The organism is Bradyrhizobium sp. USDA 223, assembly GCF_044909005.1.
GTDB classification, from domain to species: Bacteria; Pseudomonadota; Alphaproteobacteria; order Rhizobiales; family Xanthobacteraceae; genus Bradyrhizobium; species Bradyrhizobium yuanmingense.
This window is the reverse complement of the sequence record NZ_JBIYDR010000001.1, coordinates 1,430,465-1,456,671: the sequence shown is the minus strand read 5'-3', so window position 1 is coordinate 1,456,671 and position 26,207 is coordinate 1,430,465. Positions and strand designations below refer to the sequence as shown.

General features: G+C 65.2%; 24 protein-coding genes and 1 pseudogene. 15 read left to right on the top strand and 10 right to left on the bottom strand.

The features are described from left to right. Nucleotides 1–66 precede the first annotated feature (66 nt). On the top strand, nucleotides 67–1,185 hold the full coding sequence (locus tag ABIA40_RS06400; RefSeq protein WP_271544874.1) for a branched-chain amino acid ABC transporter substrate-binding protein: 1,119 nt from the start codon (nucleotides 67–69) through the stop codon (nucleotides 1,183–1,185). Between the two features lie 108 nt (nucleotides 1,186–1,293). Here ABIA40_RS06400 and ABIA40_RS06395 read toward each other — a convergent pair. Next, nucleotides 1,294–1,679: pseudogene (locus ABIA40_RS06395) on the bottom strand (response regulator). A gap of 235 nt (nucleotides 1,680–1,914) precedes the next feature. On the opposite strand from ABIA40_RS06395, the gene ABIA40_RS06390 reads away from it, so the two are divergent. From ABIA40_RS06390 to ABIA40_RS06380, 3 genes are read left to right on the top strand one after another with little or no spacing between them, the layout of a single operon-like run. Then, nucleotides 1,915–4,728, top strand: coding sequence for a PAS domain S-box protein (locus ABIA40_RS06390; RefSeq protein WP_404539959.1), 2,814 nt, complete (start codon nucleotides 1,915–1,917; stop codon nucleotides 4,726–4,728). Between the two features lie 55 nt (nucleotides 4,729–4,783). Beyond that, complete coding sequence (locus tag ABIA40_RS06385) at nucleotides 4,784–5,782, top strand: P1 family peptidase (protein ID WP_404539956.1); 999 nt, start codon at nucleotides 4,784–4,786, stop codon at nucleotides 5,780–5,782. Between the two features lie 48 nt (nucleotides 5,783–5,830). Beyond that, nucleotides 5,831–6,043 (top strand): KTSC domain-containing protein, encoded by a 213-nt coding sequence (locus ABIA40_RS06380; protein ID WP_404539953.1) that lies wholly within the window; start codon nucleotides 5,831–5,833, stop codon nucleotides 6,041–6,043. A 13-nt stretch (nucleotides 6,044–6,056) separates the two neighbouring features. Here ABIA40_RS06380 and ABIA40_RS06375 read toward each other — a convergent pair whose 3' ends face one another. Continuing rightward, nucleotides 6,057–6,809 carry an EF-hand domain-containing protein gene (locus ABIA40_RS06375; RefSeq protein WP_404539950.1) on the bottom strand — a complete coding sequence of 251 codons (753 nt, stop codon included), beginning with the start codon at nucleotides 6,807–6,809 and terminating at the stop codon, nucleotides 6,057–6,059. 253 nt (nucleotides 6,810–7,062) lie between these two features. On the opposite strand from ABIA40_RS06375, the gene rpe reads away from it, so the two are divergent. The 5 genes from rpe to ABIA40_RS06350 all read left to right on the top strand — a co-directional run bounded on the left by rpe (nucleotide 7,063) and on the right by ABIA40_RS06350 (nucleotide 9,036). Beyond that, nucleotides 7,063–7,764 (top strand): ribulose-phosphate 3-epimerase, encoded by a 702-nt coding sequence (rpe, locus tag ABIA40_RS06370; RefSeq protein WP_404539947.1) that lies wholly within the window; start codon nucleotides 7,063–7,065, stop codon nucleotides 7,762–7,764. A 47-nt stretch (nucleotides 7,765–7,811) separates the two neighbouring features. Further along, nucleotides 7,812–8,411, top strand: a complete 600-nt coding sequence (locus ABIA40_RS06365) for a hypothetical protein (RefSeq protein WP_404539944.1) — start codon at nucleotides 7,812–7,814, stop codon at nucleotides 8,409–8,411. A 90-nt stretch (nucleotides 8,412–8,501) separates the two neighbouring features. Continuing rightward, nucleotides 8,502–8,642 (top strand): hypothetical protein, encoded by a 141-nt coding sequence (locus ABIA40_RS06360; RefSeq protein WP_167361692.1) that lies wholly within the window; start codon nucleotides 8,502–8,504, stop codon nucleotides 8,640–8,642. Between the two features lie 4 nt (nucleotides 8,643–8,646). After that, nucleotides 8,647–8,826, top strand: a complete 180-nt coding sequence (locus ABIA40_RS06355) for a hypothetical protein (RefSeq protein WP_157280726.1) — start codon at nucleotides 8,647–8,649, stop codon at nucleotides 8,824–8,826. A 21-nt stretch (nucleotides 8,827–8,847) separates the two neighbouring features. After that, the gene (locus ABIA40_RS06350; protein ID WP_109143246.1) at nucleotides 8,848–9,036 is read left to right on the top strand and encodes a hypothetical protein; all 189 of its coding nucleotides are present in this window, start codon (nucleotides 8,848–8,850) and stop codon (nucleotides 9,034–9,036) included. A gap of 28 nt (nucleotides 9,037–9,064) precedes the next feature. On the opposite strand, the gene ABIA40_RS06345 is transcribed toward ABIA40_RS06350, so the two are convergent. From ABIA40_RS06345 to ABIA40_RS06325, 5 genes are all read right to left on the bottom strand, one after another. Further along, on the bottom strand, nucleotides 9,065–10,498 hold the full coding sequence (locus tag ABIA40_RS06345) for a protein kinase (RefSeq protein WP_404539940.1): 1,434 nt from the start codon (nucleotides 10,496–10,498) through the stop codon (nucleotides 9,065–9,067). A 3-nt stretch (nucleotides 10,499–10,501) separates the two neighbouring features. Continuing rightward, nucleotides 10,502–11,242 carry a metallophosphoesterase family protein gene (locus ABIA40_RS06340; RefSeq protein WP_338122542.1) on the bottom strand — a complete coding sequence of 247 codons (741 nt, stop codon included), beginning with the start codon at nucleotides 11,240–11,242 and terminating at the stop codon, nucleotides 10,502–10,504. Nucleotides 11,243–11,359: 117 nt separating this feature from the next. Then, nucleotides 11,360–11,965: a hypothetical protein gene (locus ABIA40_RS06335; protein ID WP_404539937.1), complete on the bottom strand. Its 606-nt coding sequence runs from the start codon at nucleotides 11,963–11,965 to the stop codon at nucleotides 11,360–11,362. Then, nucleotides 11,958–12,644: a hypothetical protein gene (locus ABIA40_RS06330; protein ID WP_036043556.1), complete on the bottom strand. Its 687-nt coding sequence runs from the start codon at nucleotides 12,642–12,644 to the stop codon at nucleotides 11,958–11,960. Before ABIA40_RS06330 ends, ABIA40_RS06335 begins: the two co-directional genes overlap by 8 nt. After that, nucleotides 12,641–13,411 carry a MotA/TolQ/ExbB proton channel family protein gene (locus ABIA40_RS06325; RefSeq protein WP_404539934.1) on the bottom strand — a complete coding sequence of 257 codons (771 nt, stop codon included), beginning with the start codon at nucleotides 13,409–13,411 and terminating at the stop codon, nucleotides 12,641–12,643. The genes ABIA40_RS06330 and ABIA40_RS06325 overlap by 4 nt, the downstream gene beginning before the upstream one ends. 200 nt (nucleotides 13,412–13,611) lie before the next feature. Here ABIA40_RS06325 and ABIA40_RS06320 point away from each other — a divergent pair, with 200 nt between their 5' ends. Both ABIA40_RS06320 and ABIA40_RS06315 read left to right on the top strand, forming a co-directional pair. Next, nucleotides 13,612–14,982 (top strand): sensor histidine kinase, encoded by a 1,371-nt coding sequence (locus ABIA40_RS06320; protein ID WP_404539931.1) that lies wholly within the window; start codon nucleotides 13,612–13,614, stop codon nucleotides 14,980–14,982. Between the two features lie 7 nt (nucleotides 14,983–14,989). Further along, nucleotides 14,990–15,643: a response regulator gene (locus tag ABIA40_RS06315; RefSeq protein WP_404539928.1), complete on the top strand. Its 654-nt coding sequence runs from the start codon at nucleotides 14,990–14,992 to the stop codon at nucleotides 15,641–15,643. Nucleotides 15,644–16,094: 451 nt separating this feature from the next. Here ABIA40_RS06315 and ABIA40_RS06310 read toward each other — a convergent pair whose 3' ends face one another. Next, nucleotides 16,095–16,682, bottom strand: a complete 588-nt coding sequence (locus tag ABIA40_RS06310; RefSeq protein WP_404539926.1) for a TetR family transcriptional regulator — start codon at nucleotides 16,680–16,682, stop codon at nucleotides 16,095–16,097. A gap of 562 nt (nucleotides 16,683–17,244) precedes the next feature. On the opposite strand from ABIA40_RS06310, the gene purB reads away from it, so the two are divergent. Both purB and ABIA40_RS06300 read left to right on the top strand, forming a co-directional pair. Further along, nucleotides 17,245–18,552, top strand: a complete 1,308-nt coding sequence (gene purB, locus ABIA40_RS06305) for an adenylosuccinate lyase (protein WP_404539923.1) — start codon at nucleotides 17,245–17,247, stop codon at nucleotides 18,550–18,552. 167 nt (nucleotides 18,553–18,719) lie between these two features. After that, entirely contained in the window at nucleotides 18,720–19,892 is a 1,173-nt protein-coding gene (locus ABIA40_RS06300; RefSeq protein ID WP_271544902.1) for a M20 aminoacylase family protein, read from the top strand. A gap of 19 nt (nucleotides 19,893–19,911) precedes the next feature. On the opposite strand, the gene ABIA40_RS06295 is transcribed toward ABIA40_RS06300, so the two are convergent. Further along, nucleotides 19,912–21,741, bottom strand: a complete 1,830-nt coding sequence (locus ABIA40_RS06295; protein WP_404539916.1) for a caspase domain-containing protein — start codon at nucleotides 21,739–21,741, stop codon at nucleotides 19,912–19,914. A 199-nt stretch (nucleotides 21,742–21,940) separates the two neighbouring features. Next, the gene (locus tag ABIA40_RS06290; RefSeq protein WP_404539913.1) at nucleotides 21,941–23,848 is read right to left on the bottom strand and encodes an acyl-CoA synthetase; all 1,908 of its coding nucleotides are present in this window, start codon (nucleotides 23,846–23,848) and stop codon (nucleotides 21,941–21,943) included. A gap of 226 nt (nucleotides 23,849–24,074) precedes the next feature. On the opposite strand from ABIA40_RS06290, the gene ABIA40_RS06285 reads away from it, so the two are divergent. Both ABIA40_RS06285 and ABIA40_RS06280 read left to right on the top strand, forming a co-directional pair. Then, on the top strand, nucleotides 24,075–25,154 hold the full coding sequence (locus ABIA40_RS06285) for a SecDF P1 head subdomain-containing protein (RefSeq protein WP_404539910.1): 1,080 nt from the start codon (nucleotides 24,075–24,077) through the stop codon (nucleotides 25,152–25,154). 228 nt (nucleotides 25,155–25,382) lie between these two features. Beyond that, nucleotides 25,383–26,189: a Crp/Fnr family transcriptional regulator gene (locus ABIA40_RS06280; protein WP_404539907.1), complete on the top strand. Its 807-nt coding sequence runs from the start codon at nucleotides 25,383–25,385 to the stop codon at nucleotides 26,187–26,189. Nucleotides 26,190–26,207: the final 18 nt, after the last annotated feature.

The following is a 26,207-nucleotide window of genomic DNA, read 5'->3' as shown; positions in this document are numbered from 1 at the left end:
GAATGGCGCCGGTTTGAACCGGGCATGCCCGGCAACTTCCACAGGCGACCACCCGCGAGGTATCTCATGAAATCACTGAAGCTCATCGGTCTGGCATTCGGCGCATCGCTCGCGCTGTCGAGCGCGGCATTCGCGCAGGATGTCACCGTCGCAGTCGCAGGCCCGATGACCGGCGGCGAGTCCGCCTTCGGCCGCCAGATGAAGAACGGCGCCGAGATGGCCGTGGCCGACATCAATGCCGCCGGTGGCGTCAACGGCAAGAAGCTCGCGCTCAACGCCGAGGACGACGCCTGCGATCCGAAACAGGCCCGCTCGATCGCGGAAAAGATCGCCGGCGCCAAGATCCCGTTCGTCGCCGGCCATTTCTGCTCGTCGTCTTCGATCCCTGCCTCTGAAGCCTATGCGGACGGTAACGTCCTGCAAATCACCCCGGCTTCGACCAACCCGCTCTTCACCGAGCGCAAGCTGTGGAACGTGGCCCGGGTGTGCGGCCGCGACGACCAGCAGGGCCTGATCGCCGCGCAGTACATCGCCAAGAACTACAAGGGCAAGAACATCGCGATCCTCAACGACAAGACCACCTACGGCAAGGGTCTTGCCGACGAGACCAAGAAGGCGCTCAACAAGGCCGGCATTACCGAGAAGATGTACGAATCCTACAACAAGGGCGACAAGGACTTCAATGCGATCGTCTCGCGCCTGAAGAAGGATAATGTCGAACTCGTCTATGTCGGCGGTTACCATCAGGAAGCCGGCCTCATCCTGCGCCAGATGCGCGATCAGGGCCTGAAGACGGTGCTGATGTCGGGCGACGCGCTCGCCGACAAGGAGTACGCCTCCATCACCGGTCCCGCCGGCGAAGGCACGCTGTTCACCTTCGGTCCCGACCCGCGCAACAAGCCGACCGCGAAGAAGATCGTCGAGGCGTTCAAGGCCAAGGGCATCGATCCGGAAGGCTATACGCTCTATACCTACGCTGCGCTGCAGGTCTGGACGCAGGCGGTCAAGAAGGCCGGTACCACCGACGCCAAGAAGGTCATGGAGACCATCAAGGCCGGCAAGTGGGACACGGTGCTCGGCCCGATCGAGATTGACGCCAAGGGCGACCTCAAGCAGATCGACTATGTCGTCTACAAGTGGGACGCAAAGGGCAATTACGCCGAGCTCGGCGCCAAGGGCTCCTGATCAAGGGCTCTTGATCCAGAATGCTCTTCGGGGATCCCGATCAGCGATCCCCCGAAGGCTCCCGCCATCGCGACCACGCCCCGGCTTGCCGGGGCGTTCTTTTGCCGGTCAGACCGCGGCCGAAATCTCGCCGCCGGCCGCGGCCTGGGCCTTCCGCAGGGCCTGCAGCAGATCGTTCGGCCGAAACGACTTTTGCAGGCCGACCACGTTGGCGAGGTGGGGCGATTGGTCCATGAAATCGAGTGCCGTCATCCCGGATACCGCAATCACCGGCAGCGCCGGCGCGCGTTCGCGCAAGGCGGTGATGACGTCGACGCCGCTGGTATCACCGAGGAAGATGTCCACATTCGCCGCGTCAAAGCGGCCTTCCGCAAAGGCCTTCAGCCCCGCCGCGCCGCTTTCGGCCTCCACGACCTCGAAATGGTTGACCCGAAGCACGATCGCCACATCGCACGGACGTCCTTCTGGTCGTCGATGATGAGAACGCGGGGCATAGGGCAAACTCCCGATCTCGACATCAAAATCGCCTGTTTCAAACCTGGAACCGGCCGCGGCGGCAGGGCATTATGACACCGCCCCGTAAAGCGCCCCTTACCGATCACTGTTCCGTGCGCTCACCGAAATTAGGTAAGCTGTAACCCTCGGTTGAGTCGTAAACCGGTTCCGTTGACCACCCGCGCCCAGAACCCGCTACGATGAACGGACAGCCGGCCAATGAGACTAGCGGAGATGCTTAAGCCCACCGACTCGCGCGAGATGGACGTGCCGGCGGCGATCGACCGAAGCACATTTCTGTCGACCCTGCCGGCCACCGGGGCCGACCGCACCGCAGCATTGACGATCGTCGGTGTATCCTCGCTCCTGTTCGCCGCAGCCGTGCCCTTCGCTGGTACCCCGCTCCTGCCGGTCCCCGCCTTTGTCGCCAGCTATCAATCCGCGCTGGCCGTGAGCGACATCGTCACGGCCGTGCTGCTGCTGTCACAATTTGCGATTCTGCGGACCCGCGCGCTGCTGTGGCTCGCGGGCGGCTATCTCTTCACCGCGGCGGCGGCGCTGGTTCATGCCCTCACCTTCCCAGGGCTGTTCGCCCCGACGGGACTCCTGGGCGCGGGCCGGCAGACCACGGTGTGGCTCTACATGATCTGGCACGCCGGCTTTCCGCTCTGCGTGATGGCATATGCCTGGCTGAAGGAACAGGACGGTGGGCCCCGGATCCGCGGCGCGGTAAGCAAGGCGATTTATGCCTGCGGGCTCAGCGTGGTCGCCGCGATGGCGGTCTTCGCCTGGATCGTCACCGCGCAGCACGATCTGTTGCCGGTGCTGTTGAGCGAGGGCCGCTACACGGCAACCATGATCGGCGTCGTGTCCTTCGTGTGGTCGCTGAGCTTTGCCGCGCTGATCTCGCTCTGGTTCCGCAAGCCGCATACGGTGATCGACATCTGGCTCATGGTGGTCATGTGCGCCTGGCTGTTCGACATCGCCCTGTCGGCGATCGTCAACGTCGCGCGCTTCGATCTCGGATTCTATGCCGGCCGGCTCTACGGCCTCGCCGCGGCGACCTTCGTGCTGGCGGTGCTCCTGGTCGAGAATGTCCGCCTCCAGGCGCGTACAGTGGGCCTCGTCGGAAAGCTGCGCCAGCAATCGGCCTCGGAACGCGACTATTTCGGCAAACGCCTCGCGCTGTACGGCGCCGTGGTCGAATCCTCCAATGACGCGATCATCACCAAGTCGCTCGACGGCATCATCACCGGCTGGAACAAGGCCGCCGAAAATCTGTTCGGCTACGCCGCCGCCGAGGCCGTCGGCAAGCCGATCGACATCATCGTGCCGCCGGATCGCAAGGGCGAAATCAGAAGCATCCTCAACCAGATCGCCAGCAACGAGTCGATCGCCCAGCACGAGACGGTCCGAATCCGGAAAGACGGCCGCCCGCTCAACGTCGTCCTAAACGTCTCACCGCTGCGGACCGACGATGGAGAGATCATCGGCGCTTCCAAGATCGCCCACGACATCACCGAAGAAAAGCAGGCCAGAGAGAAGCTGCGCCGCGAGACCGAGGAACGCCAGCGCATCTTCGAGACATCGCAGGACCTGATCCTGGTCACTGACGGCTATGGCAATTTCATCCAGGTCAGCCCGAGCGTGCGGAACATTCTCGGCTACGCTCCCGAGGACATGGTCGGGCACAGCGCGACCGAATTCATCCATCCCGACGATCTCGAGAAGACGCGGAACGAGATGCGTGCAGCCCGTCGCGGCGCGGTCAAGCGCAGCTTCGAGGCGCGCTACTACCATTACGACGGTCACGACGTCACGCTGAACTGGATGGGCACGTGGTCGGAGCCGGTGAAACGCCACTTCTTCATCGGCCGCGACCTCACCGACAAGCAGGCCGCCGAAGCCCAGCTCCGGCAGGTCCAGAAAATGGACTCGATCGGCCAGTTGACTGGCGGCGTCGCGCACGACTTCAACAACGTGCTGACGGTGATCACGGGCACGATCGGCATTCTCAGCGACGCGGTCGCCGACCGGCCCGAGCTTGCCGCGATCACCAAGCTGATCGACGACGCCGCCGAGCGCGGCGCGCAGCTGACCAAGCATCTGCTCGCCTTCGCCCGCAAGCAGCCGCTCCAGCCGCGGGAGATCGACGTCAACGCACTGGTGCTCGAAGCCGCCAAGCTCTTGCATCCGACGCTCGGCGAGCAGATCACCATCATGCCGCAGCTCACCGAGGATGCCTGGCCAACGCTGGTCGACCCGGGCCAGCTCTCCACCGCGATCCTCAATCTCGCGCTGAACGCGCGCGACGCCATGCCCGAGGGCGGCACCCTGGTGCTGGAGACCCGCAACATCTTCCTCGACGACGGCTATGCCAGCATGAACCCCGACGTCGTTGCCGGCAATTACGTGATGATCGCAGTCAGCGACACCGGCAGCGGAATTCCTGCCGAGCTGATCGACCGGGTGTTCGATCCCTTCTTCACGACCAAGGAGGTCGGCAAGGGCACTGGCCTCGGCCTCAGCATGGTGTTCGGCTTCGTCAAGCAATCGGGCGGGCACATCAAGATCTACAGCGAGGAAGGCCACGGCACGAGCGTGAAGATCTACCTGCCGCGCTCGACAGGTGTGCAGGAGACCGAGTTCGAATCGCTCCAGAATGCGCCAATCACCGGCGGTAACGAGAAGATCCTGATCGTCGAGGACGATGCCTTGGTGCGGCAGTATGTCGTGACGCAGGTCAAGAGCCTCGGCTATACCGCGCTCGAGGCCGCCAACGGCGCAGAGGCGCTCAATATCATCGACAGCGACGAGACCATCGACCTGCTGTTCACCGACATCATCATGCCCGGCAACATGAACGGCCGCCAGCTGGCGGACGAAGCGCACAAGCGCCGCCCCGACCTGAAGACGCTGTTCACCTCGGGCTACACCGAGAACGCCATCGTCCATCACGGCCGGCTCGATTCCGGCGTGCTGCTGCTGGCCAAGCCCTACCGCAAGTCCGAGCTCGCCAAGATGCTGAGGACCGCGCTCGCCGGTTGAGCCTGCGGCATTGCTGCGCTATCGCATATCGCGAATTCTCAAACACGAGGCCGCCTTGAAGAACCTTCTCACCGATATCGCCGGCGTCCGGGTCGGCCACGCCGAAGATTCGAAAGTCGGTTCCGGCGCGACCGCGATCATCTTCGATTCTCCTGCGATCGCCGCGATCGACGTGCGTGGCGGCGGCCCCGGCACGCGCGAGGATGCACTGCTCGATCTCGCCAACACGGTCGAGCGCGTCGACGCCATCGCGCTGTCGGGCGGCTCGGCCTTCGGCCTCGACACCGGCGGCGGCGTGCAGGCCTGGCTCGCCGAGCAGGGCCGCGGCCACCGCGTTCGCGAAGCGCTGATCCCGATCGTGCCGGGGGCGATCCTATTCGACCTGCTCAATGGCGGCGACAAGGCCTGGGGGCGCTTCTCGCCCTATCGCGACCTCGGCTATGCCGCAGCGACTGCCGCCACCAACGCGGATTTCGCGCTTGGCAGCGCCGGCGCCGGCTTCGGCGCCACCACCGCGACGTTCAAGGGCGGGCTCGGCTCGGCATCGGCCGTGACGCCGAGCGGAATCAAGGTCGCGGCGATCGTCGCCGTCAATGCCGTGGGCAGCGTCACCGTCGGCGTTGGCCCGTGGTTCTGGGCGGCGCCGTTCGAGGTGGACGGCGAATTCGGTGGACGCGGCCTGCCGGACAAGTTCACCGAGGACATGCTCCGCATGCGCATCAAGGGCGGTCCTGCCGCGAGCGCGCGCGAGAACACCACCATCGGCGCCGTCGTGACCAACGCGGTGCTGACCAAGCCGCAGGCCAAGCGGCTGGCGATGATCGCGCATACCGGCTTCGCCCGCGCGATCTATCCGGTGCATGCGCCGACCGACGGCGACGTGCTGTTCGCCGCCGCCACCTGCGAAAAGCCGATCGAGCCGCTGGTTGGTCTCACCGAGCTCGGCACGATCGCCGCCAACGTGGTCGCCCGCGCGATCGCCCGCGGCGTCTACAGCGCGACGGCCCTACCGTTTCCGGGCGCGCAGGCGGCTTGGAAGGACCGGTTCGGCTAGAAACGAAACCGTCACCCAAGCGTTACCCGGCGGACAAGGTGTGCGGCCATGCCCTCTTCCGTGATCCGCTTCTTTTGCTATGCGCCAGATAGACGCGAGCTGAAGGTGACGTTCGTCAGCGGGCGCCTCTATGTCTATGAGGATGTTCCGCCCGAGATCGCTGCCGCGTTCAGGGATGCGCGCGCAAAAGGAACGTTCTTCAATCGCGAGATCCGCGACCGCTATGCCTGTCGTGACATCACGCACGAACCTGCCGGTTAGCTTCGGGATGGGCTCACACGCTGATCGACATCGATGAAGCTGCTGATCCCGCGCTGGCCTGCGCCTGGCGCTGCATCATCTGCCCGAACCAATCATAAGGCGAATTGCCGCCTCCTTTCGCATTCGACGAGCTGGCGGCGCCCGGCACCGTGGTCGACATCTTGAAGCCGTCGGCATAGGTGACGGTGGTGGTGGTCGAGCCGTCGGCGTTGGTCGTCGTGGTCGACGTCGAACCGCGGCTGGGTTGCGACGAGGAATCCGAGCCATCGCCCGCGCCTTCCGCGTGATCACGGCCGTGACCGCCCCTCAGCGCCTTCGTCATCTCGCCGAGATTGACGCTGCCGTCCGCATTCGCGTCCATCTTCGAAAACACGTCGTCGGCCTGGGCCAGATTGGTGCCGCCCGCGCCAAGCGCTTCCTCGAACTCGGACTTGGTGATCTTGCCGTCGCCATCCACGTCGATCCGCGAGAAGAGATCCTTCAGCGCAGCCTCCCGGCCCTTCGACGTCGAGGATGTGCCGTCGGCCGACTGGCTCTGCGCCGCGAACAGCGCATTCATCGTCTCCGCCGAGATCTGCGGATATTTACCTGCATTGACCGACGAGGTCGCGCCGGTCGTGCTGCTGCTGCCGCTGTCGATTGCGAACGGATTGGTCGGCGCGCTCTGCGAGGAGCCCGTCTTGTGCGCCGCCGACGACGATTTCGCGTTTGTCAGCGACTGGATCGCGTCGAGCGCGCTCGATACCGCACCAAGGGCGAACAACATTGCACAACTCCAACAGGATGCGGCATGCCGCGACCAATGTTCTGCGGCTGAACTCAGCAAGCGCCGTGCCATCGCGAAAAGCTCAACGATATCCGCATCCGTCGGGTCGTGCAGCCGCGGAAACATCGGCAATTCATGCCGCCGGCGGCAGAAATTTCCGCCCACAGGAAGCGCGCCCCTCCTGCATTGCCCGCCACAAGGGCCCATGTTAGGCGAGGCCATTCGTCGTCCGTCCGTCCCGGGAAAACGCGCCATGACCCAAGCTTTCGCCCCCCGCCCCCTGGCCATCGCGCCCTCGATCCTGGCCTCGGACTTCTCGAAGCTCGGCGAGGAGGTGCGCAGCGTCGACGCCGCCGGCGCCGACTGGATCCATCTCGACGTGATGGACGGGCACTTCGTTCCGAACATCTCCTACGGTCCTGACGTCATCAGGGCGATGCGCCCGCACACCAAGAAGATCTTCGACGCGCATCTGATGATCTCGCCCTGCGATCCCTATCTCGAGGCCTTCGCGAAAGCCGGCTGCGACCACATCACCGTGCACGCGGAGGCAGGTCCCCATTTGCACCGCTCGCTCCAAGCCATCCGCGCGCTCGGCAAGAAGGCCGGCGTCTCGCTCAATCCGGCGACGCCGATCAGCGCGCTCGAATACGTTCTCGACCTCGTCGACCTCGTGCTGGTGATGTCGGTCAATCCCGGCTTCGGCGGCCAGGCCTTCATCTCCTCCGCGATCGGCAAGATCCGGGACATCCGCGCGATGGTTGCGGGCCGCCCGATCGACATCGAGGTCGACGGCGGCGTCGGCCCCGATGTTGCGGGTGCGCTCGCCGCGGCCGGCGCCAACGCTTTCGTCGCGGGCACCTCGGTGTTCAAAGGCGGCACGCAGGAGGCCTACAAGACCAACATCGCCGCGATCCGCAACGCGGCACTTGGGGCACGCGGCGAGGCGATCTGAGACCATCGCGATCCGAACCGGAGCCGCGGCCGCTACGACCAAGTGGAATGGATAAACTCCGCGCCACTCCGTTTACTGCCGGCCTGCTTCGTCTTCTCGCCGAGTCCCTTCAGGATGGAGAGCAAGTGGTCTGGCAGGGGCAGCCCGACGCCATCGCCAACGCGACAATGTGGCGATTTCTCTGGTGGATCGGATTTCCCTGGTTGTTGCTGACCGTCATCGCCGTCAGCAACGATTGGATCGACCAAGCGACCCAACCTCTGGCAATGATTGGAGTTGGGATGATTGCAGCTCCGTTCGTGATGCTGCTGCAAGACCTGCAGACGCTTTATGTGATCACCGACCGCCGCGCGCTGATCGTGCGCACGGCCTGGAGCAGACGCAGCGTGAGTGCTACTTCGTTCGACGCCATGGATGAAGTATTCGAAATCCTCGACATCGGCGGCGGCGTCGGCCACCTCAACTTTGCGTCAGGGCGCTCGACCCGTTCGCCCGATGCCGACTACACCGGGCGCTATGGATTTCGCTGTGTTCGAGACGCAAGGCGCATCCGGGATATCCTCGACGATGCGCGCACCGGCAAAGTGCGTCGGCCGCACGCGGGAAGAACTGCGGCTTCCACGGGTTCTGCAAGGCGCAAACCTTAAAATTGTAGCCTTGGTCCGTACTCATCCGGACTTCACTGATTCGCGCAAATCATTGCTAGTGATTCCTGCCTGTTTTCGCGGGAGCACATCATGACGACGACCCTGGTTTGGACTGGCGTGGCGTTGTGGATTGGTTTCAGTGCGTTCGTGGTGTTCGGTCCCTCGGCCGGACCGGTCGAGGCCCCGGCACGTCCGGCCCGCAACATCCGTCGCGACCGCACCAGGGGCTGACGTCATGCAGATCGCACTCGTGAGGCGTCAGCCGAAGCGCCGGTGCCGGATTCCACGGCGCCCGCATCCGAGCCTCGATTATTTCTTCGGCCGCCTCGAGCGCGCCGATGGCACGCTGGACGACGATGCCGGGCTCGACACTTCGGACCTCGACCGTTCGCTTGGCTCGCCGCGCCGACACTAAGAACTCTTTTCCGGACCGCCCATGAAACCGCATTGCCCGAACTGCCTGAAGGAAATGACCAAGGCGTCCGCGTCGCGTAACCTGTTCAATTGCGAACCCTGCCGCGAGATCATCCAGTATTTCGGCGGCAGCGCGGATCACGGCGAGCCGGGACCGCAATTCGCCTGGCCGATCCGCCGCAAGCGCGCATTTGCCGTCCACGCGGCCTGATCCGGCCTGTAAAATCGCCCCGGCCGGCCTAACCTTCGCCGGCCTCCGGCCCGCCGACGTCCCCCGCCAATCGCGGCGGCCGCACCACGGTGACGGTGCAGCTCGCCTCCGAGGCCACCTTGGCCGATACGCTGCCGAGCAGCATGCGCCGGAACGAGCTCTGTCGCGCGCCGATGATGACATGGTCGACCTGGTTGGCCTTGGCAAACTCCAGGATCGCGGCGGCGGGATCGACCGCCTCCAGCACATGAGCCGACAGCCGGCTCTCATCCAGCTTGAGCGGCGTTGCCCAATGCCTGAGCGCGACCAGGCGATCGATATGCTTGTTGGAGCCCTGCTCGTCCAACGTCCGATCGATCGCAATCCGGTTCAGCTTCAGCACGTTGACGCAGGCAAGCCGCGCCGAGGGCAAGGTGGCGAGGATGCGCTCGGTGGTCACGCGCAGCGCCTCGTTCAGCTCCGGAGCGCCCTCCGCCGTGTCGAGCGCAACAGCAAGGATCGGGCTCGATGCGATCTGGGCTGCGACATCGGATTTCGCGCGCGGCGCCATGGCGCCCTGGTTGAAACGCCGGCGCCAGACTGTGCCGAGGGAATCGCGTTTCACCCGCTCCGAGCGCGCGGTGAGCTTGACCTGGTCCGGATAAGCGAGATCGAAGGCAAGCTGGGACGCGGTCGGATAGCGCCACACCGGCTCGATCTCCAGACAGCGCAACACCACCTCCTGAAGCCAGGGCGGACAATCCGCACGAAGCTTCCGCGGCGGATGCGGATCGCGCCACAGCCGGCGCCGCATCGCCCGCAGCGTCTCACCCTCGCCGAACGGCCGCTCGCCGGTGGTGAAGAAGTAAAGCAGCACGCCGAGCGAAAACAGATCGCTGCGCGGATCGTCACGCACCCCGAGCAGCCGCTCGGGTGCCATATAGGGCGCGGTGCCGTAAGGCAGGCGGAATTCCTCCTGCAATAGGTCCGGCAAATGGTTGTGATGCGACAGGCCGCAGTCGATCAGCACCGCCTCGCCGCTCTCGCGGACCATGATGCTGCTCGGCTTGATGTCGTGGTGGATCACGTTCTGCCGGTGCAGATCCGCAAGCGCTGTCGCGATCCTGGCGACGAGCTGGCGCGCCTCGTCATAAGGCAGCGGCAGGTCGGGGAGCCGCTTGTACAGCGTGGAACCGGGAATGCGCTCGATCACGACATAGGCTTGGCGGGCGAAATCGCCGGTGCCGAAGCAGGCCGGCACGTGCGGCCCTGCGAGCCGCGGCAGGATCATCATCTCCATCTCGAAGGAGACGATCGCGGCGGCGTCCTCGCCCTCCGACACCCGCGGGATCTTCATCAGCAAGGGCACGTCGATGCCGGGATGGGTGACGGTCCACAGCGTCGCCATGCCGCCGGCATGAACGCATTCGCCGATCGTAAAACCGTCGATCTCCGCGCCTGACTTGACCAGGGGTTTGGGCATCCGTCAGCGCCCTTGCAACAAGCGGTCGGCAAGCCAAGGCGGCAGGCCGTTGTCGCGGATCCTGCTCGCTGCGGTCTCGACGTCATAGGGCGCGCGGCAATAGGTGATCTGGCACGATTCGGTGTCGAACAGTGCGAAGGCCGCTGACGGATCGCCGTCGCGGGGCTGGCCGACCGAGCCGAGCACGGCGAGCCATTGCCGTCCGCGCAGCAGCTGCACGGGGACGTCGGACTTCGGCACGAAGCTCGTCATCTTCGCCGTCACCGACATCGAATAGAGCGCCGGCCTGTGGATGTGGCCGCAAAAGGTGACGTGGGCCCGTGTCGCAATCAGGCTCTTGGCGGCGTCCACGGTCGAGCGGACATAGTGCCAGCGCTGGGGATGCGAGGCTTCCGCATGCACGAACAGGCGGCCATCGTCCTCCACCTGCATCGGCAATTCGGCCAGAAACCGCCGCTGCGCCGTGTCGAGGCGGCCGCGGGTCCATTCGATCGCGATCTGCGCCTCGGCGTTCATCGTCTCGGCCGTGGAATTGATCGCCTGGTCATGATTGCCGCGCACCGCGACGGCGCCCTGCGCGACCAGCTCCATCGCGGTGTCCACCACCCATTCCGGATCGGCGCCATAGCCGACGAAGTCGCCGAGCAGGACGAAGCCCTCCGCGCCCTTCGCACGCGCGATCTTCAGGCAGGCCTCGAATGCCTGCCTGTTGCCATGGATATCCGAGAAGACAGCGAGAAGCACGCACCCTCCACCCTCAGATTCTTATTGGAAGCCGATAAGGCCAAATTGAGGGAGGTCAACAAGATGCGCCAGCACTGGGCCGTTTGCCAGCACTGCTCTACGATGATGGCGATGGGCCTATTGCTCGTCCTTGGGCGGCATCCGGGGCGGCGGAATCGGCGTGAACACCGCGTCCTGGGCACCGGCCGGCGGCGCAGTGAACTCGCCGGTCGAGGAATCGCCGCCGCTGGTCTCCAGGATGGTCTTCGGCGTCACATATTCTCGAACCAGGTCGATCAGGCTGCCGTCGCCGCCGCCGAAATCCGCCGCGCGCCCTCCTTGCGGATGTCCGGCCGCGATCTCGTTCTCGGCGGCGTGGGTCTTGTCGGCCAGGCGGTCATTGTACGGCACACGAAAAGCGCGCGGGATGCCGCTCGGGCGATTGTCCTCGTCCAGCGCCTCGACCCAGAGATAGATCGAGCCGGGATCGCCATCAAGCGAATGCGGCTCGACGATGCGGGCCTTCAGGAGCTTGAACGTGGTCGGCAGCCGGTCCGTGCTGGCCCAACCGAGCAGGCCGCGCATTTCCGTGAAGCTGACGATGTAGAAGGTGCTGGTCACGACCACGGCGACCGCCTTCAGCGACCAGTGCAGCCGCGCATAGACCAGAACGACCAGCAGCAGCGCGCCGATGACGGCATACGCGACCGACAGCGTCAGGATGACCGTTTGCAGGTTACTCACGGCGTACCCTCGTAGCGTTCCTGCTCACGCCGGTCCTGGCATCGAGATCGCCGCCGTTGCGCCAGCTGCTGCGGAACGTCTCCAACAGCGATTTCGGCCGCTGATCGACATCGACGACCTTGCCTTCCGCATCGATCCGGAATCGGACCGCGGTCTTCTCGTCGCCAGTGTGGTCGAGCGTGAACTTGTTGTCGAAGATCACCTGCGCGGTCGGATTAAGCTTCTGCACCTTCACACTGGCCGTCACAGGCTCTCCGGTGGTGGCGACGAAATGCGAGACGTTCACGACGTACTCGCCGGCGAGGATGCCACGCACCGTGACGATCTCCTCGCGGATCGGCGAGGCGATCTTCTTGCCGTTGACGATGATGAAATTGTTGGCGCCACCGCGGTCGTCGCGGTCGAGCGTGAGGAAGCCGGCCTCGCGGTGGCGATACCAGGCGATGTTGCCGGCGGGATCCTGCACGAACAGGTCGAGGTCGTCGGGGTGGTTGTCCGGCCAGTCCAGCGTGATCATGAACTCCGCCTTGGAATCGATCTTGCCGTCCTTGGCGTCGGGGGAGACCGCCAGCAGCGCCAGGAAGAACAGGAAGGCGATCACCTGGAGCGCCTTGAACAGCATCACGCCCAGCGGGTCGAACGGCTCCTCGCGCGGATAGAGACCGAAATCATCCATCATGACGGCGTTCCAAAACCCTTGCGCTCCAGCACCGGCGTCACATAGGTCTCGGTCAGCACCACCGCGTCCGAGAACACCCGCTGGGTCGCGGCGTCGAGCATGTAGTACTGGATGCGGATCAGGATCGAGCCGACAAGGCCGGCCAGCGTCGTGTACATCGCGATCGCCATGCCGTCGCTCATCAAGCCCATCGAGGAGCGCATCGCGACCTTGTCGGCGGCGTCCAGCCCCGCGATCGGCGCCAGCATGATGATGAAGCCGATGATGGTGCCGAGCAGACCGAGCTTCATCAGCGTATCGGAGACGAAGGCGCCGAACCCGTTGGAGCCGCGCAAGCGATCGGCGAGATTACGTAGCAGCAGCGTCTGGTCGACCGGCCGGTAGTCCTGCGCCGCGGCTTTCGTCACCAGGCTCTGGATATGGTCGCGCACCAATCCGCGCGGCAGCACCGCCGCGCTCGCATCCAGCGCCTTGCTGCCGTCCGGTGCCGCCAGCACGGCGCGGCAGCGCCGCGCCGCGGCCCCTTCCCGCGCGATGGCCCGGGTCCGCAGGAAGCAGTGGCCGCAGGTGAGGACGTAGAGCGCCGCGATCACCGCTGAAATGTAGGTGCGGTCCGAGGTCAGCATCAGATGAATCAGGCCGAAGCGCCACAGCAGCACGACAGCGAAGATCGACAGCCCGGTGAAGATCATCCAGAACAGCAGCGCGCTGCGCTCGGATGGATCGGCAGCCTGGCTTGCGATTGGTCCAATCGTCATCGAACTCATGCTGCACCGCTCCTGGCTTGCAGGCGCCGGCCTGCAACGTGTCCTCACCGATTAGATCAAAGCCGCCGTTTCAGGTCCAAAGACCCATGCCCAATCCGGCTTGGGAAATTTGCCCGAGCTGCAATCCCTAGCGTTCCCTGCGATTGGCAAGGCACGGCGGCGTTGTTAGGCTGACCTTAGCAAACGTCGGGGGTGATCGCATGCGCCTCGTGCTTCAGCTTGTAGCCCGCCTGCTTCTGATCGTAGCGCTGTGCCTAGGAGCCGCGACCGTATGGGCCACGTTCGATGCCTACCGCAGCGTCGATCGGGCGACGGCGGCGTCGGCGCAGCGGGTCGCGCAGGCGCTTCAGGCGCTGTATTGGCGCGAGCTGTTGTTGCGCAGCAGCAGGGCCCGCGAGCATCTCCTGCCGGTTCCGGACTGGCGCACGCTGGAGACGATGAAGCTGATCTCGCCCGGCGTCTGCGTCGAGTTCCAGCCCGCTGCGGCCTTCGAGAAGCCGCTCTGCGGCCAGAGCGAGGGGCTGGGCAAGACGCCGCCGCGCTGGTTCGCCGCCATCGTGCCGACCTTCCTCGGCAGCCACGCCGAGGTGGTGCGGCCCGTCAGTCCCCGCGCCGCAGCCGCCGGCACCGTCGTTGCGACGCCCCATGCGGCCGCCGCGATCGCGCTCGCCTGGGACTATGTCCTCAACGTCATCGACGTCGCGCTGCTGATGGCGGCGGCGATCGCCCTGCTTGCTTCGCTCGCCATCGCGCATGCGCTGGCGCCGGCGCGCGCGATCGTCACCGCGCTTCAGCGCATGGCGCGCGGTCAATACCGCACCAGGCTGCCGCGGTTCCGCTCGATGGAGCTGGCGATGATCGGCAGTGCCGTCGACGAGCTCGGCGGCCGGCTGGAGGAAGCGACCGAGCAGCGCGCCGCGCTGACGCGCCGCCTGATCGAGATCCGCGACGACGAGCGCCGCGCGCTCGCCCGCGAGCTGCACGACGAGTTCGGGCAGAATCTGTCCGCCATTCTCGCCTTCGCCAACACGATCGAGACGGCGAGTACGAAGCAGCACAAGGATGATGGGATCGCGCAGGACGCGCGCATGATCTCGCAGGCGACGCACCATCTGATGGCCTCGCTGCGCGACGCGCTGAACCGGCTGCGCAATCCGCTGCCGGAGGAGCTCGGGCTCGAGGCGAGCCTCGTCAATCTCGTCGACAGCTGGCGCTCGCACAGCGCGGCGCGGCCGGCGATCCAACTCGATCTCAGGGGCGACCTCACCGATATCAGCGGCCCGGCCGCCACCACGGCCTATCGGGTCGCACAGGAATGCCTGACCAACGCGCTGCGCCACAGTGCGGCGCGCGAGATCTCGCTCCGCGTCGAGCGGCGCGCAGGCGAGGACGATGCGCTGCTGATCCGCGTCGAGGACGACGGCGGCGGCGATGCGGAGCGCGTCGCGCAATCGGCCGGCTTCGGCCTCACCGGAATCCGCGAGCGCGTCACGGCGGCCGGCGGATCGCTGTCGATCCTGCCCGCCCGCGGCGGCCTCAGCGTTGCCGCGACCATCCCGCTCGCTGCGTGAGGCCGGGATGAACGAGGTGGCGGCAACAGGCATCACCGTGCTGCTGGTCGACGACCATCCGATCGTGCGGCAAGGCTATCGGCGCGTGCTGGAGAGCCAGGGCGATCTGCATGTCGTGGCGGAAGCCGACAACGCCGCCGACGCGTACGGCGCGTTCAAGGCGCATGACCCCGACGTGGTGGTGCTCGACATTTCGATGCCCGGCGCGAGCGGGCTGGAGGCGATCCGCAACATCCGCGCCCGCAGCCCACGGGCGCGGATTCTCGTCTTCACCATGCACAACGAGGCCGTGCTGGTGAAATCGGCCTTCGGCGCTGGCGCCTCCGGCTTCGTCACCAAGAGCAGCGAGCCGTCCGCGGTCGTGAACGCCATCCGCAGCGTCGCGCGCGGCGAGCGCGCCATGAGCGACGACATCGCACATGTGCTGGCGGAGGACAGCCTGTCTCCGACCGGCTCGGTGCTGGACCAGCTGGGCGAGCGCGAGATCGAGATTTTGCGTCAGTTTGCCGGCGGCGCCACCACCGAAGAGATCGCGGCGCATCTCAATCTCAGCGTCAAGACCGTGCAGAATTATCACTACCTGATCAAGTCGAAGACCGGCGCGCGCACCGATGCGCAGCTGGTGCGGCTCGCCGCGACCTGCGGGCTGACGAGGATCTAGCAGCAAAGCTGCCGCACAGCCTCATCCCTCGCAATCCTCAATCTGCTGAACGAAATTGGAACGGTTCCGACCCGGCTCCGGTTAGTACGGCAGACAAGGAGTAAAGGGTCATGAGTAAGGGTCACCCCAAAGCAGTCGACCATCCCCCCATCATCACAGTAGGCGAGCTCATCGACGAACTTTGCCGCCTGCCGGACACCGCCATCGTCCACTTTCGCTGTCCGATGTTCGATCAGGAGCTGACATTCTACCGGCTTCGAAGGCGGTCGAAGGACGCCGTCGAAATCGCGGTCAACGCTTATCCGGATAGTCCGCCGGTCGTGCCATCGTCAGATCCTGCCTTCCACACGCGAAGACATTCGGCATCCGCACCCTTGCCCCGCGACGGCGCCGCTCTCCAGAAAACGCGAGGTTGATTGACAGCACCCAGGGCTGAACGGGTTCTGCAGCCTTAGGCCGCCTTCAGCCCACGCAGCAGCAGCGCCAGCGTCGCATCGAGGCGTGCGGGGAGATCGGCGTCCTTCCATTCCTCGGCATGGGCCGGATGGTGGAAGCGGACGGTCGCATCGAAGATCGCGCGCGCGGTCACCTTGACGTCGCCCACGGCAAACTCGCCCCGCTTCACGCCGTCGGTCAGGATCGCGGCGATCTGGTCGATCATCGCGTCCTTGTGGCACTTGACGGCCGCGCAGGCCTCACGCGCCAGAGTCAGATAAGTCTCGAACATTTCAGGATCATCGAGCACACGCGAACGCTTGGCCGCGAACAGCGTGCGCAGCCAGCGGTCGAGCCTGTCGGGCGCCGACCCCTGCTCCCTGGCGATCGCCAGCAGCGGGGCGTCGATGCGGTCCAGCCAGCGCTTGGCAACGGCCTCGCGTAGCGAAGCCTTGCTGGGAAAATGGCGGTAGACGCTGCCGTGGCTCACGTCGAGCGCACGGGCAACGTCGACCACGGTGGCCTTGGCAAGCCCGTAACGCCTGAGCACGTCCTCGGTGACTTCGAGGATCCGCTCCGGCGTCAAGACAACGGCTTCATTCATGCCAGCACCATGTTCCCATTCAGGGCTCAGTTTACTCCGGCACTAGGGCTGCTTCCGAAGCGCCCTGGCCGGTCTGTTCGGAAAGCCTATGCCTTAATGCGGCAGTTTTGCAGCCTGCGCCGCGATCTGGCGCGCCACCAGCAAATTGAGCCAATGCCCAATCACGCCGGTGAAATTGAGGATTTCGGTCGTCATTGTCTAAGTCTCCATTCGTCCGCGGTCCCCGCTCTTCAATCCGCCCTCCGATCCGAGCGTGGCTCGGATGTCGGGCTCCCCGGGGCTTGTCGCGGGACGCCCAATCGGAGCGTCCGAGAACGGATATACACGTCTCGCTGACAGATTTCAATATCTGTCAGTCAATGATCCGTGATTGACAGTTAATATCTGCGGCCAGGCGCCGCCATCCCGGCCGGCCGGTCCGGTGGAAAGGTCGGCGATGCCCTTCTTCCGGGGCCCAGACCGTTTGTTTCGCCCTGCCTGCTCTGTTACATCACGGCGTAAAAAGCATTTTGGCCGGCGCCGCCGTTCTCGGGACCGCCCGCCCACCTTCCTGGAGCGCCCAATGATCCCCCGCTACACCCGCCCGGAAATGGCCTCGATCTGGGAGCCGCAGACCCGGTTCAAGATCTGGTTCGAGATCGAGGCGCATGCGGCGGACGCCCTCGCCGAGCTCGGGACCATCCCCAAGGAGGCCGCCCGGACGGTCTGGGCCAAGGCCAAGGACGCCATCTTCGACGTCGCCCGCATCGACGAGATCGAGCGCGAGACCAAGCACGATGTCATCGCCTTCCTCACCCACCTCGCCGAGATCGTCGGTCCCGAGGCGCGCTTCGTGCACCAGGGCATGACCTCCTCCGACGTGCTCGATACCTGCCTCAACGTCCAGCTCACCCGCGCCGCCGACCTCCTGCTCGCAGACCTCGACAAGGTGCTGGCCGCGCTCAAGAAGCGCGCCTTCGAGCACAAGATGACGCCGACTATCGGCCGCAGCCACGGCATCCATGCCGAGCCCGTGACCTTCGGCCTCAAGCTCGCTTATGCCTATGCCGAATTCACGCGTGCCAAGGAACGTCTGATCGCGGCGCGCAAGGAGGTCGCGACCTGCGCGATCTCCGGCGCCGTCGGCACCTTCGCGCAGATCGATCCGCGCGTCGAAGAGCACGTCGCCAAGGCCATGGGACTCGTGCCGGAGCCGATCTCGACCCAGGTGATCCCGCGCGACCGTCACGCGATGTATTTCTCGACCCTCGGCGTGATCGCCTCCTCGATCGAGCGCATTGCCGTGGAGATCCGCCACATGCAGCGCACCGAGGTGCTCGAGGCCGAAGAGTTCTTCTCTGAGGGACAAAAGGGCTCCTCCGCCATGCCGCACAAGCGCAATCCGGTGCTGTCGGAGAACCTCTCCGGCCTCTCCCGCATGGTGCGCGCCTATGTGACGCCGGCGCTGGAGAACGTCGTGCTCTGGCACGAGCGCGACATCTCGCACTCCTCGGCCGAACGCATGATGGGCCCGGACGCCACCGTGACGCTCGACTTCGCGCTGGTGCGCCTCGCCGGCCTGATCGACAAGCTGCTGGTCTATCCCGCCAACATGCAGAAGAACCTCGACCGCCTCGGCGGCCTCGTGCACTCGCAGCGCGTGCTGCTGGCACTGACCCAGAAGGGCGCAAGCCGCGAGGACGCCTACAAGCTCGTGCAGCGCAACGCCATGCCGGTCTGGCGCGGCGAAGGCGACTTCCTTCAGCTGCTGAAGAAGGACCGTGAGGTGAAGACATATCTCACCGACGCCGAGATCGAGGAGCAGTTCGACCTCGGCTATCACCTCAAGCACGTCGACACGATCTTCAGGCGCGTGTTCGGGGAAGCGTAGGATCGTAGGGTGGGTTAGCCTTGCGGCCTGCGCGAAGCGCAGTCCGCTGGGCGTAACCAACCTCTTTCGCTCCCACGGAAACCGTGGTGGGTTACGCCCGTGGATGCGCTTGCGCATCCACGGGGCTAACCCACCCTACAAACTACAACCAGAAAACGGATTCCCTCATGCCCATCGTCAATCGCGTCGCCGCCCTCTCCGACGAAATGGCCGCCTGGCGCCATGACTTCCACGAGAATCCCGAGCTGCTCTACGAAGTCCACCGCACCGCCGGCATCGTCGCCGATCGCTTGCGCGAATTCGGCTGCGACGAGGTGGTGACGGGCATCGGCCGCACCGGCGTGGTCGGCGTGATCCGCGGCCGCAAGTCGGCCTCCGGCAAGACAATCGGCCTGCGCGCCGACATGGACGCGCTGCCGATCATGGAGACGTCGGGCGTGCCTTATGCCTCGAAGGTCCCGGGCAAGATGCACGCCTGCGGCCATGACGGCCACACCGCGATGCTGCTGGGCGCGGCCAAATATCTCGCCGAGACGCGCAATTTCGACGGCACGGCCGTGATGATCTTCCAGCCGGCCGAGGAAGGCGGTGGCGGCGGCAAGGCCATGGTCGAGGACGGGCTGATGACGCGCTGGAATATCCAGGAGGTTTACGGCATGCACAACATGCCGAACCTGCCCGAGGGCCATTTCGCCACCACGTCGGGTGCGATGCTCGCCTCCTCCGACAACATCCAGATCACCGTCCGCGGCAAGGGTGGCCACGCCGGCGCCGGCCCGCATAAGTCGGTCGACAGCGTGCTGATCGGCTCGCAGATCGTCAACGCGCTGCAATCGATCGTGGCGCGCAACGTCGATCCGCTGAAATCGGCGGTGATCTCGATCACGCAATTCCACTCCGGCACCGCCTTCAACATCATCCCGGAGGTCGCCGAGCTCGCCGGCACGGTGCGCACGCTCGACCCCGAAGTGCGCGATCTCGTCGAACGCCGCATCGGCGAAGTCGCCGACAGCATCGCCCGCGCCTATGGCGGCTCGGCCGAGACGAAGTACACGCGGATGTATCCGGTGACGATGAACCATGCCCGCGAGGCCGGCCTTGCCGCCGACGTCGCCCGCGACATCGTCGGCGCCGATCGGGTCAACGACAAGTTCGTCCCGATGATGGGCGCCGAGGACTTTTCGTTCATGCTGGAAGCACGCCCCGGCGCGATGGTGCTGGTCGGCATGGGCGACGGCAACGAGTGCCACCACCCAGCCTACGTCTTCAACGACAACATTCTGGGTCACGGCGCCTCGTTCTGGGCGCGCCTGGTGGAAACACGAATGCCGGCGGGCTAGCGGGCGGGCACTCGCCGGTTCAGTTGCAGACTTCGATCATGCTGGTGCCGCCGCCGGCCATCAAGCCAGCAGCCCTGTTGGCGCCCCACGTCTCGAGCCGACAACCTTGCCGGACCGGCCGGCACCCTGCACTGTTGCAAAAGACCTGACCGGTCGCCTGCGGCTTTGACGGCGCGGACTCGCTTGCCTTCCGCTCATCGTCTCGCGGTCTGGAGTTCTCGCGCGTCGCAACAGGCTTCTTCTCCTGCACCTTTTCGCATTCGTTATCGTCATTGACACGATAACCGGCCCGGCAGGTGATCTTGACGCATTGATCGCCGTCGGCCTTGAATCCGAAATTGCACACCAGCGGACAGACCCGTCCCGGCTTGGCCTTCAGCGCGTCGAGTGCGTCGACGCTGGCCAGCTTCACGTCGAACTTGGTGCCGGCATATTTGTTGAACAGCGTCAGCGAACGCTGAGCGGCCGAACTCCACTCGCTCTCCGCAAACGAGGTCAGGCAGCCGACGCGGCGCAATTCGCTTTGTACCGATTTGGAAAGCTCGGCTGCCGATAATGTGGATGTGGGTCCGGGCGCGAGCGCAGCCACTTTCTGGTTCTCGACTTCGGGCATCTGCCGATCGGCGGCCGGTTTGGCGGCCTGCTCCGCTTTCTCGGCGGCCTGCTTGGCGGCCAGCTCGGCCTTGGCCTTCTCTGCCGCCTGTTTCTCGGCCAGCGCTTTCGCGGCCGCCGCCTCGGCGGCCTTGCGCTGCTGCTCGGCCGCTTCCGCCCTGGCCTGTTCGATCTGCTTTTGCTTCTCCGCGGCGATGCGCGCCTCTTCGGCGGCCTTGGCTGCAGCAGCCGCCTTCTCCTGCTCGGCTTTCTGAGCGCGCTCGGCGATAAGCCTTGCCTTTTCCTGCTCGGCCGCCTTGGCCTTTTGCTCGGCAGCCACGCGTGTCTCTTCGGCGCCGATCTTGTTCAACTGTCCCTTGGCGAGGTTGGCATAGAAGCCGTCCGGATAGGCCGCCAGAAACGCCTCCCAGGCATCGCGCGTCGCAAGCTGGAGCGCGAGCTCGTAGTCCCTGCGAACCGCGTCCTGCGGGTTGGCCTGCGGTCCGGTTGCGGCCGGCTTCACCACGAGCGGCACGTCGTCGCCGCCGAGCGAGCCGTAGACGTAAGGCTCCTGCTTGTAGCCGGTTGTTTTGAGCACGTCGTCGCGGACGAAGCCGAACGCCTTGCGCAGATCGAGGCCCGGCTTCGGCAGGTGCTCGACCAGCGCGGCAGCGAACGGACTGTTGCGAGAATCGCCGTCGGATGCGGTCGAACCGGCCTTCGCAGCGAAGGCAATCATCGTATTCGGGCTGGTTGGCTCGACCTTGGCGAGGCCCCGTCCGATCGCTCGCGAGGCCAGCGTGCGCTTCATCGTCTTCGCAAACGGGTTATCGCGGCAGGCATCGAGAATGATCAGGCGCAGCTGCTTGGCGGGCTCGACTGCGAACAATGCGCGCTCGACAGGGATGGTCTCGTCGAGGACGTCGCCATCCGTCTCCAACGTCGCGTCAGTCGGAATGAGATAGTTGTTGCCGTCGAGCTCGATGCCGTGGCCGGCATAGTAGATCACCGCCATGTCCGCATCGCGTGACCTGCCGGCGAACTCGCGCAACATGCGCCGCATCTCGCTCGCACTGAGATCCAGCCTGACGTCGACGGAATCGAAGCCCGCCTTCTTGAACATGCCGCCAATCAGCGTGGCGTCGTTCGCGGGATTGGTGAGCTTGGGCGCGCTCTTGTAGGCTGAATTGCCGATGACGAGCGCAACCCGCCGATCGGCGTGTGCCGATCCGCAGGCCAGTAAGGTCGCAAAAATCAATAAACCAAACAGCCGCAACGGAATCACTGCAGCCCCCTCGGATGCAATTTCCTGAGACTATTCGGAGCGTCGACGAAAGCCAAATTTTTCTATGTGAGGTCTATCACACAAGCTCCTCGATCGCGACTTATAGCTAATGCAGTCGACCCTCGCCGTGCACGCGCGGCGCGAGCCTGGTCGATCCGACGTGCCATCATACCTATCCCTGCACCACCTCGTGGCGCATCACGAAGGGTGCGAGCAGTGCGTGCACCTCCCCCTTCACCGCTTCGCGCTGGCCTGCCGGCAGGCCCGTCAGCGTTACGGTCGCGATCGAGCCGTGGCTGCCGTGCGGACCGACCTTCACCTTGCAATCAATGCCGCGCTCGACCAGCGGCGCCAGCACCTTTGTGAACACCCGCTCGGCCGCGTCCCAGCGCAGCTGCGGCTTGAACACCTTGCCGACGCCCGTCACCGGCATCGGGTCGATCGGGATGACCTGCACCGGGACGGCGGCGCGCTCCGGCGTGCGCTCGCGCACCCAGGCTTCCAGCTCACCCGGCTCGACCTTTGCGCCGGGCTTCAACTGCACGTAGCCCACCGGCAGTTCGCCGGCGTAAGCGTCGGGCTGGCCGACCACCGCGGCGAAGCCGACGGCGGGATGGCGGAACATGATCTCCTCGATCGGCGCCGGATCGATGTTGTGGCCGCCGCGGATCACGAGATCTTTGGCCCGGCCGGTGATCCACAGATAGCCGTCGGCATCGAGCCGGCCGAGATCGCCGGAATTGACCCAGACCCCGTCGATGAAGGCATTCTTGTTGTGCTCGTCGTTGAGATAGCCGCCGAACACGCCGGGTCCGGCCATGATGACGACGCCGATCTCGTCCGGCTTGCAGTCGCGGATCAGGCGGCCATCGGCGTCGAGCTGCACGATGCGCACCCGCGCATAGGGCATGGGAAGGCCTACCGAGCCGAGCCGGATCGGCCGGCCCGGATAAGCGAGCGTGTGCACGCTCGAGGTCTCGGTCATGCCGTAGACCTCGACCACCGGCAGCTTTAGCTTCTCCTGAATCGCCGAACCGACCGCGACCGGAATCGCCGATCCGCCGCCGGCCGCATATTTCAGGCTCGAGATATCCGCATTCCCCGGCGGCACCGCGAGCGTCGCGGCGAGCACGGTCGGCACGCTCGACAGAGCTTCAGGCTTGAAGCGCGCGACGAGCTGCCAGATGTTCTTCACCGCGTTCGGGTTGCGCCAGCCGCTCGGCGACAGCACGACCAACGAGCCCCCGCCCGACAAAGTCGTCAGCACCTGTGTCAGCGATCCGCCGACGTGAAACAGCGGCATGCCGAACAGCAGGTTGGCGCCGGGCTTGCCCTTCAGCAGCAGATTGAGTGCCCAGGCCTGATAGACCTGATTGGCATGGGTATGCCGCACCAGCTTGGGCGTACCCGTGGTGCCGCCGGTGTGGAAATAGGCGGCGATGTCGCTGCCGCCAATCTTGCGCCCGCTGACCAGCCGATCCGACGGCTGCTGCTTGATCAGGTCGTTGAAGGCGAAGATGCCATTGGCCGGATCGCCGCCGCCGAACACCTGCACGATGGCTTTCAGATGCTTCAGCTGCGGGCGGATCTGCTCGACCTTCTGCCAGATGTCGGTGCCCGGCATCGGCCCGAGCGCCACCAGGATCTTGGTGTTCGCGGCTTCCAAGATTTCGGCGAGCTGGTGCGGCTCGAGCAGCGGATTGAGGGGATTGGCGATGCCGGCGGCCTCGGCGCCGAACAGAGTGACGAACGCATCCGGCACCAAGGGCAGCATGAAGCTGATAACGTCGCCCTTCTCGGCGCCGAGCGCGTGAAACATGTTGGCGGCCTGGGTGACGCGCGCGATGAAATCGCGGTGCGTGACCACCAGCGGCGTGTCGGCAGGATCGGCATTTTGCAGGAACTGGATCGCCGCCCCGTCGGGATTGCGCTCGGCACCAAGCCTGATGGCGTCATAGGTGCTCTTGGCCGCGACGCGGTCGGCGTAGGGGACCTGCTCGAATGCCCGGACCTCCTCGTCCGTCAACAGTTCCGGATAGTCGTTGCCGATCAACCGATCGAGCGCGTGGATGCCCGCCATGAATTCCGTCCTCCCTCAGATGCATGTCCCCGCCGCCGTATCTTTTGACAGTTTGGTTCGGCGAGGCCTCGGCCGTGTTCGGCCGAGCCGGACCAGAATGATGGATGATTTGCCGTTCGTCCATTGCTTACCGGCTGCGCCGCTTGAACCTGTGCGGCTGATCGGGGGACCAAGTACTGGCACTGAATTCGCTCGCCAGCGCCCTGCCGCAAGACTTGAGGTCATCATGACGACGCCCCTGCGGAACCGGATCACACGGCTGGTCGCTGCGTTCACAATGGTATCCGCGATCGCCCTGCCCGGTGCCTCGCTTGCCGACGGCCAGCTCGACAAGGTGCGGGTCAAGGTCGCGGCCTTCATCGCCGACAAGATGGAGAAGCTGGGCGGATCGCGGATCGTCTACAGGGTGGACACCGATGCCTTGCGGGAGGCGGTCGTCACGGATTTGCGCGACGACGTCTACAAGATCCTGCGCGAGGGCCGCATCGCGTTCTCCGGACTTGCGATCCGCGACGGCGGCGTCGACGTGAAGATCGCTGACGGCAAAGGCCGCGAACAGCTCACGCGCAAGCTCGTCGCGGCGGCGGAGGGGCTGCCCACACAAGCGCTCAACGTCACCGACGCCGGCGACGGGCTGCTCAAGCTCGCGCCGACCGATGCCGCATCAGCCGCGCGGCTGCGCGATCTCGTCGAAGATTCCATCGCCATGATCGAGCAGCGCCTCAAGGACGCCGGCGTCAAGCTCGCCAGCGTCCAGCCCGAGGGGATAGACCGTATCCGCATCTTCCTGCCCGGCGTGATGGAGCCCGAGCAAATCACCGCGATCTTCGCCCGGAAGGTCAAGGTCGGCTTTCGCCTGATCGACCTCTCGATGTCCGCGCAGCAGGCGCAATCGGGCACGCCACCGGCGGGCACGGAAGTCCTGCTCGGCTTCAAGGACAAGCTTCCTTATCTCGTCGCCAAGGACAGCGCGCTCGAGGGCGGCGATATCAGCTATGCCGGGCCGGGATTGACCGGCGAGAGCAAGGAGCCGATCGCATCGTTCCGCTTCAACGGCCGCGGCACGCGGCGCTTTGCCCATATCACGGCAGAGAACGTCGGAAAGCCCTTTGCCATCGTGCTCGACGACAAGGTGATCTCAGCGCCCGTGATCCGCGAGCCGATCACCGGCGGCTCCGGCCAGATTTCCGGCAATTTCACCCTGGAAGAGGCCAACAGCGTCGCCATGCTGCTGCGCGCCGGCTCGCTGCCGGGGCGGCTCGGCCTGGTCGAACAGCAGGTCGTGCAGCCCGCCACCAAGCCGTAAGCGAAGGTCGCTTCGGCCCGTCCGCGACGCTCAAGCCCGCAGGGATGGCCCGAATCACGGCTGCCCGCGGCCGGACGCGCAACCAACGGGCAATTGCCGAAACGCCCGATCAGGCTAAAATTTGCCCCTTGCGGCACGATGGCCGGAAGCGTCATTCAAGCGGTCGTCATTCGAATTCGGCTATACGGGTGCCGACCAGGACTGAATGCCTTACGTGGGGTTAGTACCATGCCGTCCGGCAGCGCAGACGTTTCGTCGATCCTCGACCGCATCCTCGAAGCGGCCACGGACAACCTCAGGATCGCGAAAATCCTGGTCCAGATGGGCCTCGATCCCGACAGCGTCACCTACGAGGCGATCTTCAACCGGCTCCTGGAGATCTTCGTCCACAACATCACACTCGCCAATCTGTTCGCCGTGGTCGGGGCGGTCTTCTTCGTCGCCACACTCCTGATGCGGACGATGGTCCCTCTGCGCGTGGCCAACATGATCGGCTGCGCGTTCTTTGCTCTCTTCGGCGCGCTCTCCGCCAACGTCGCGACGTTCCTGCTCTATCTCCTGATGCTTCCGATCAACGCCCTGCGCCTGCGGCAGATGCTCAAGCTGGTCAAGAAGGCGCGGCATGCGACCGAAGGCGACATGTCGATCGAATGGCTCAAGCCATTCATGACCGAGCGCAGATACCGGCGCGGCGACATCCTCTTCAAGATGCGTGACCCAGCCAACGAAATGTTCCTCACCGTCACCGGCAAGTTCCTGGTCAAGGAGATCAACGTCGAGATCGGGCCCGGAGCGCTGATGGGCGAACTCGGCTTCCTCACGCCGGACAACCGGCGCACGGGGACGGTCGAATGCATCGAGGACGGCCAGGTGCTGACCATCACCTATGACCGGCTGCTCGAGATCTACTTCCAGGATCCGCAATTCGGCTATTACTTCCTGGTGCTGACCAGCCAGCGCCTGTTGCAAAACATCGACCGCCTGCAGAAGCAGCTGGCAACCGAGCGCGGGACCACCACCAACAGGATCGCGTGAGCGCCGCGCGGCCGATGT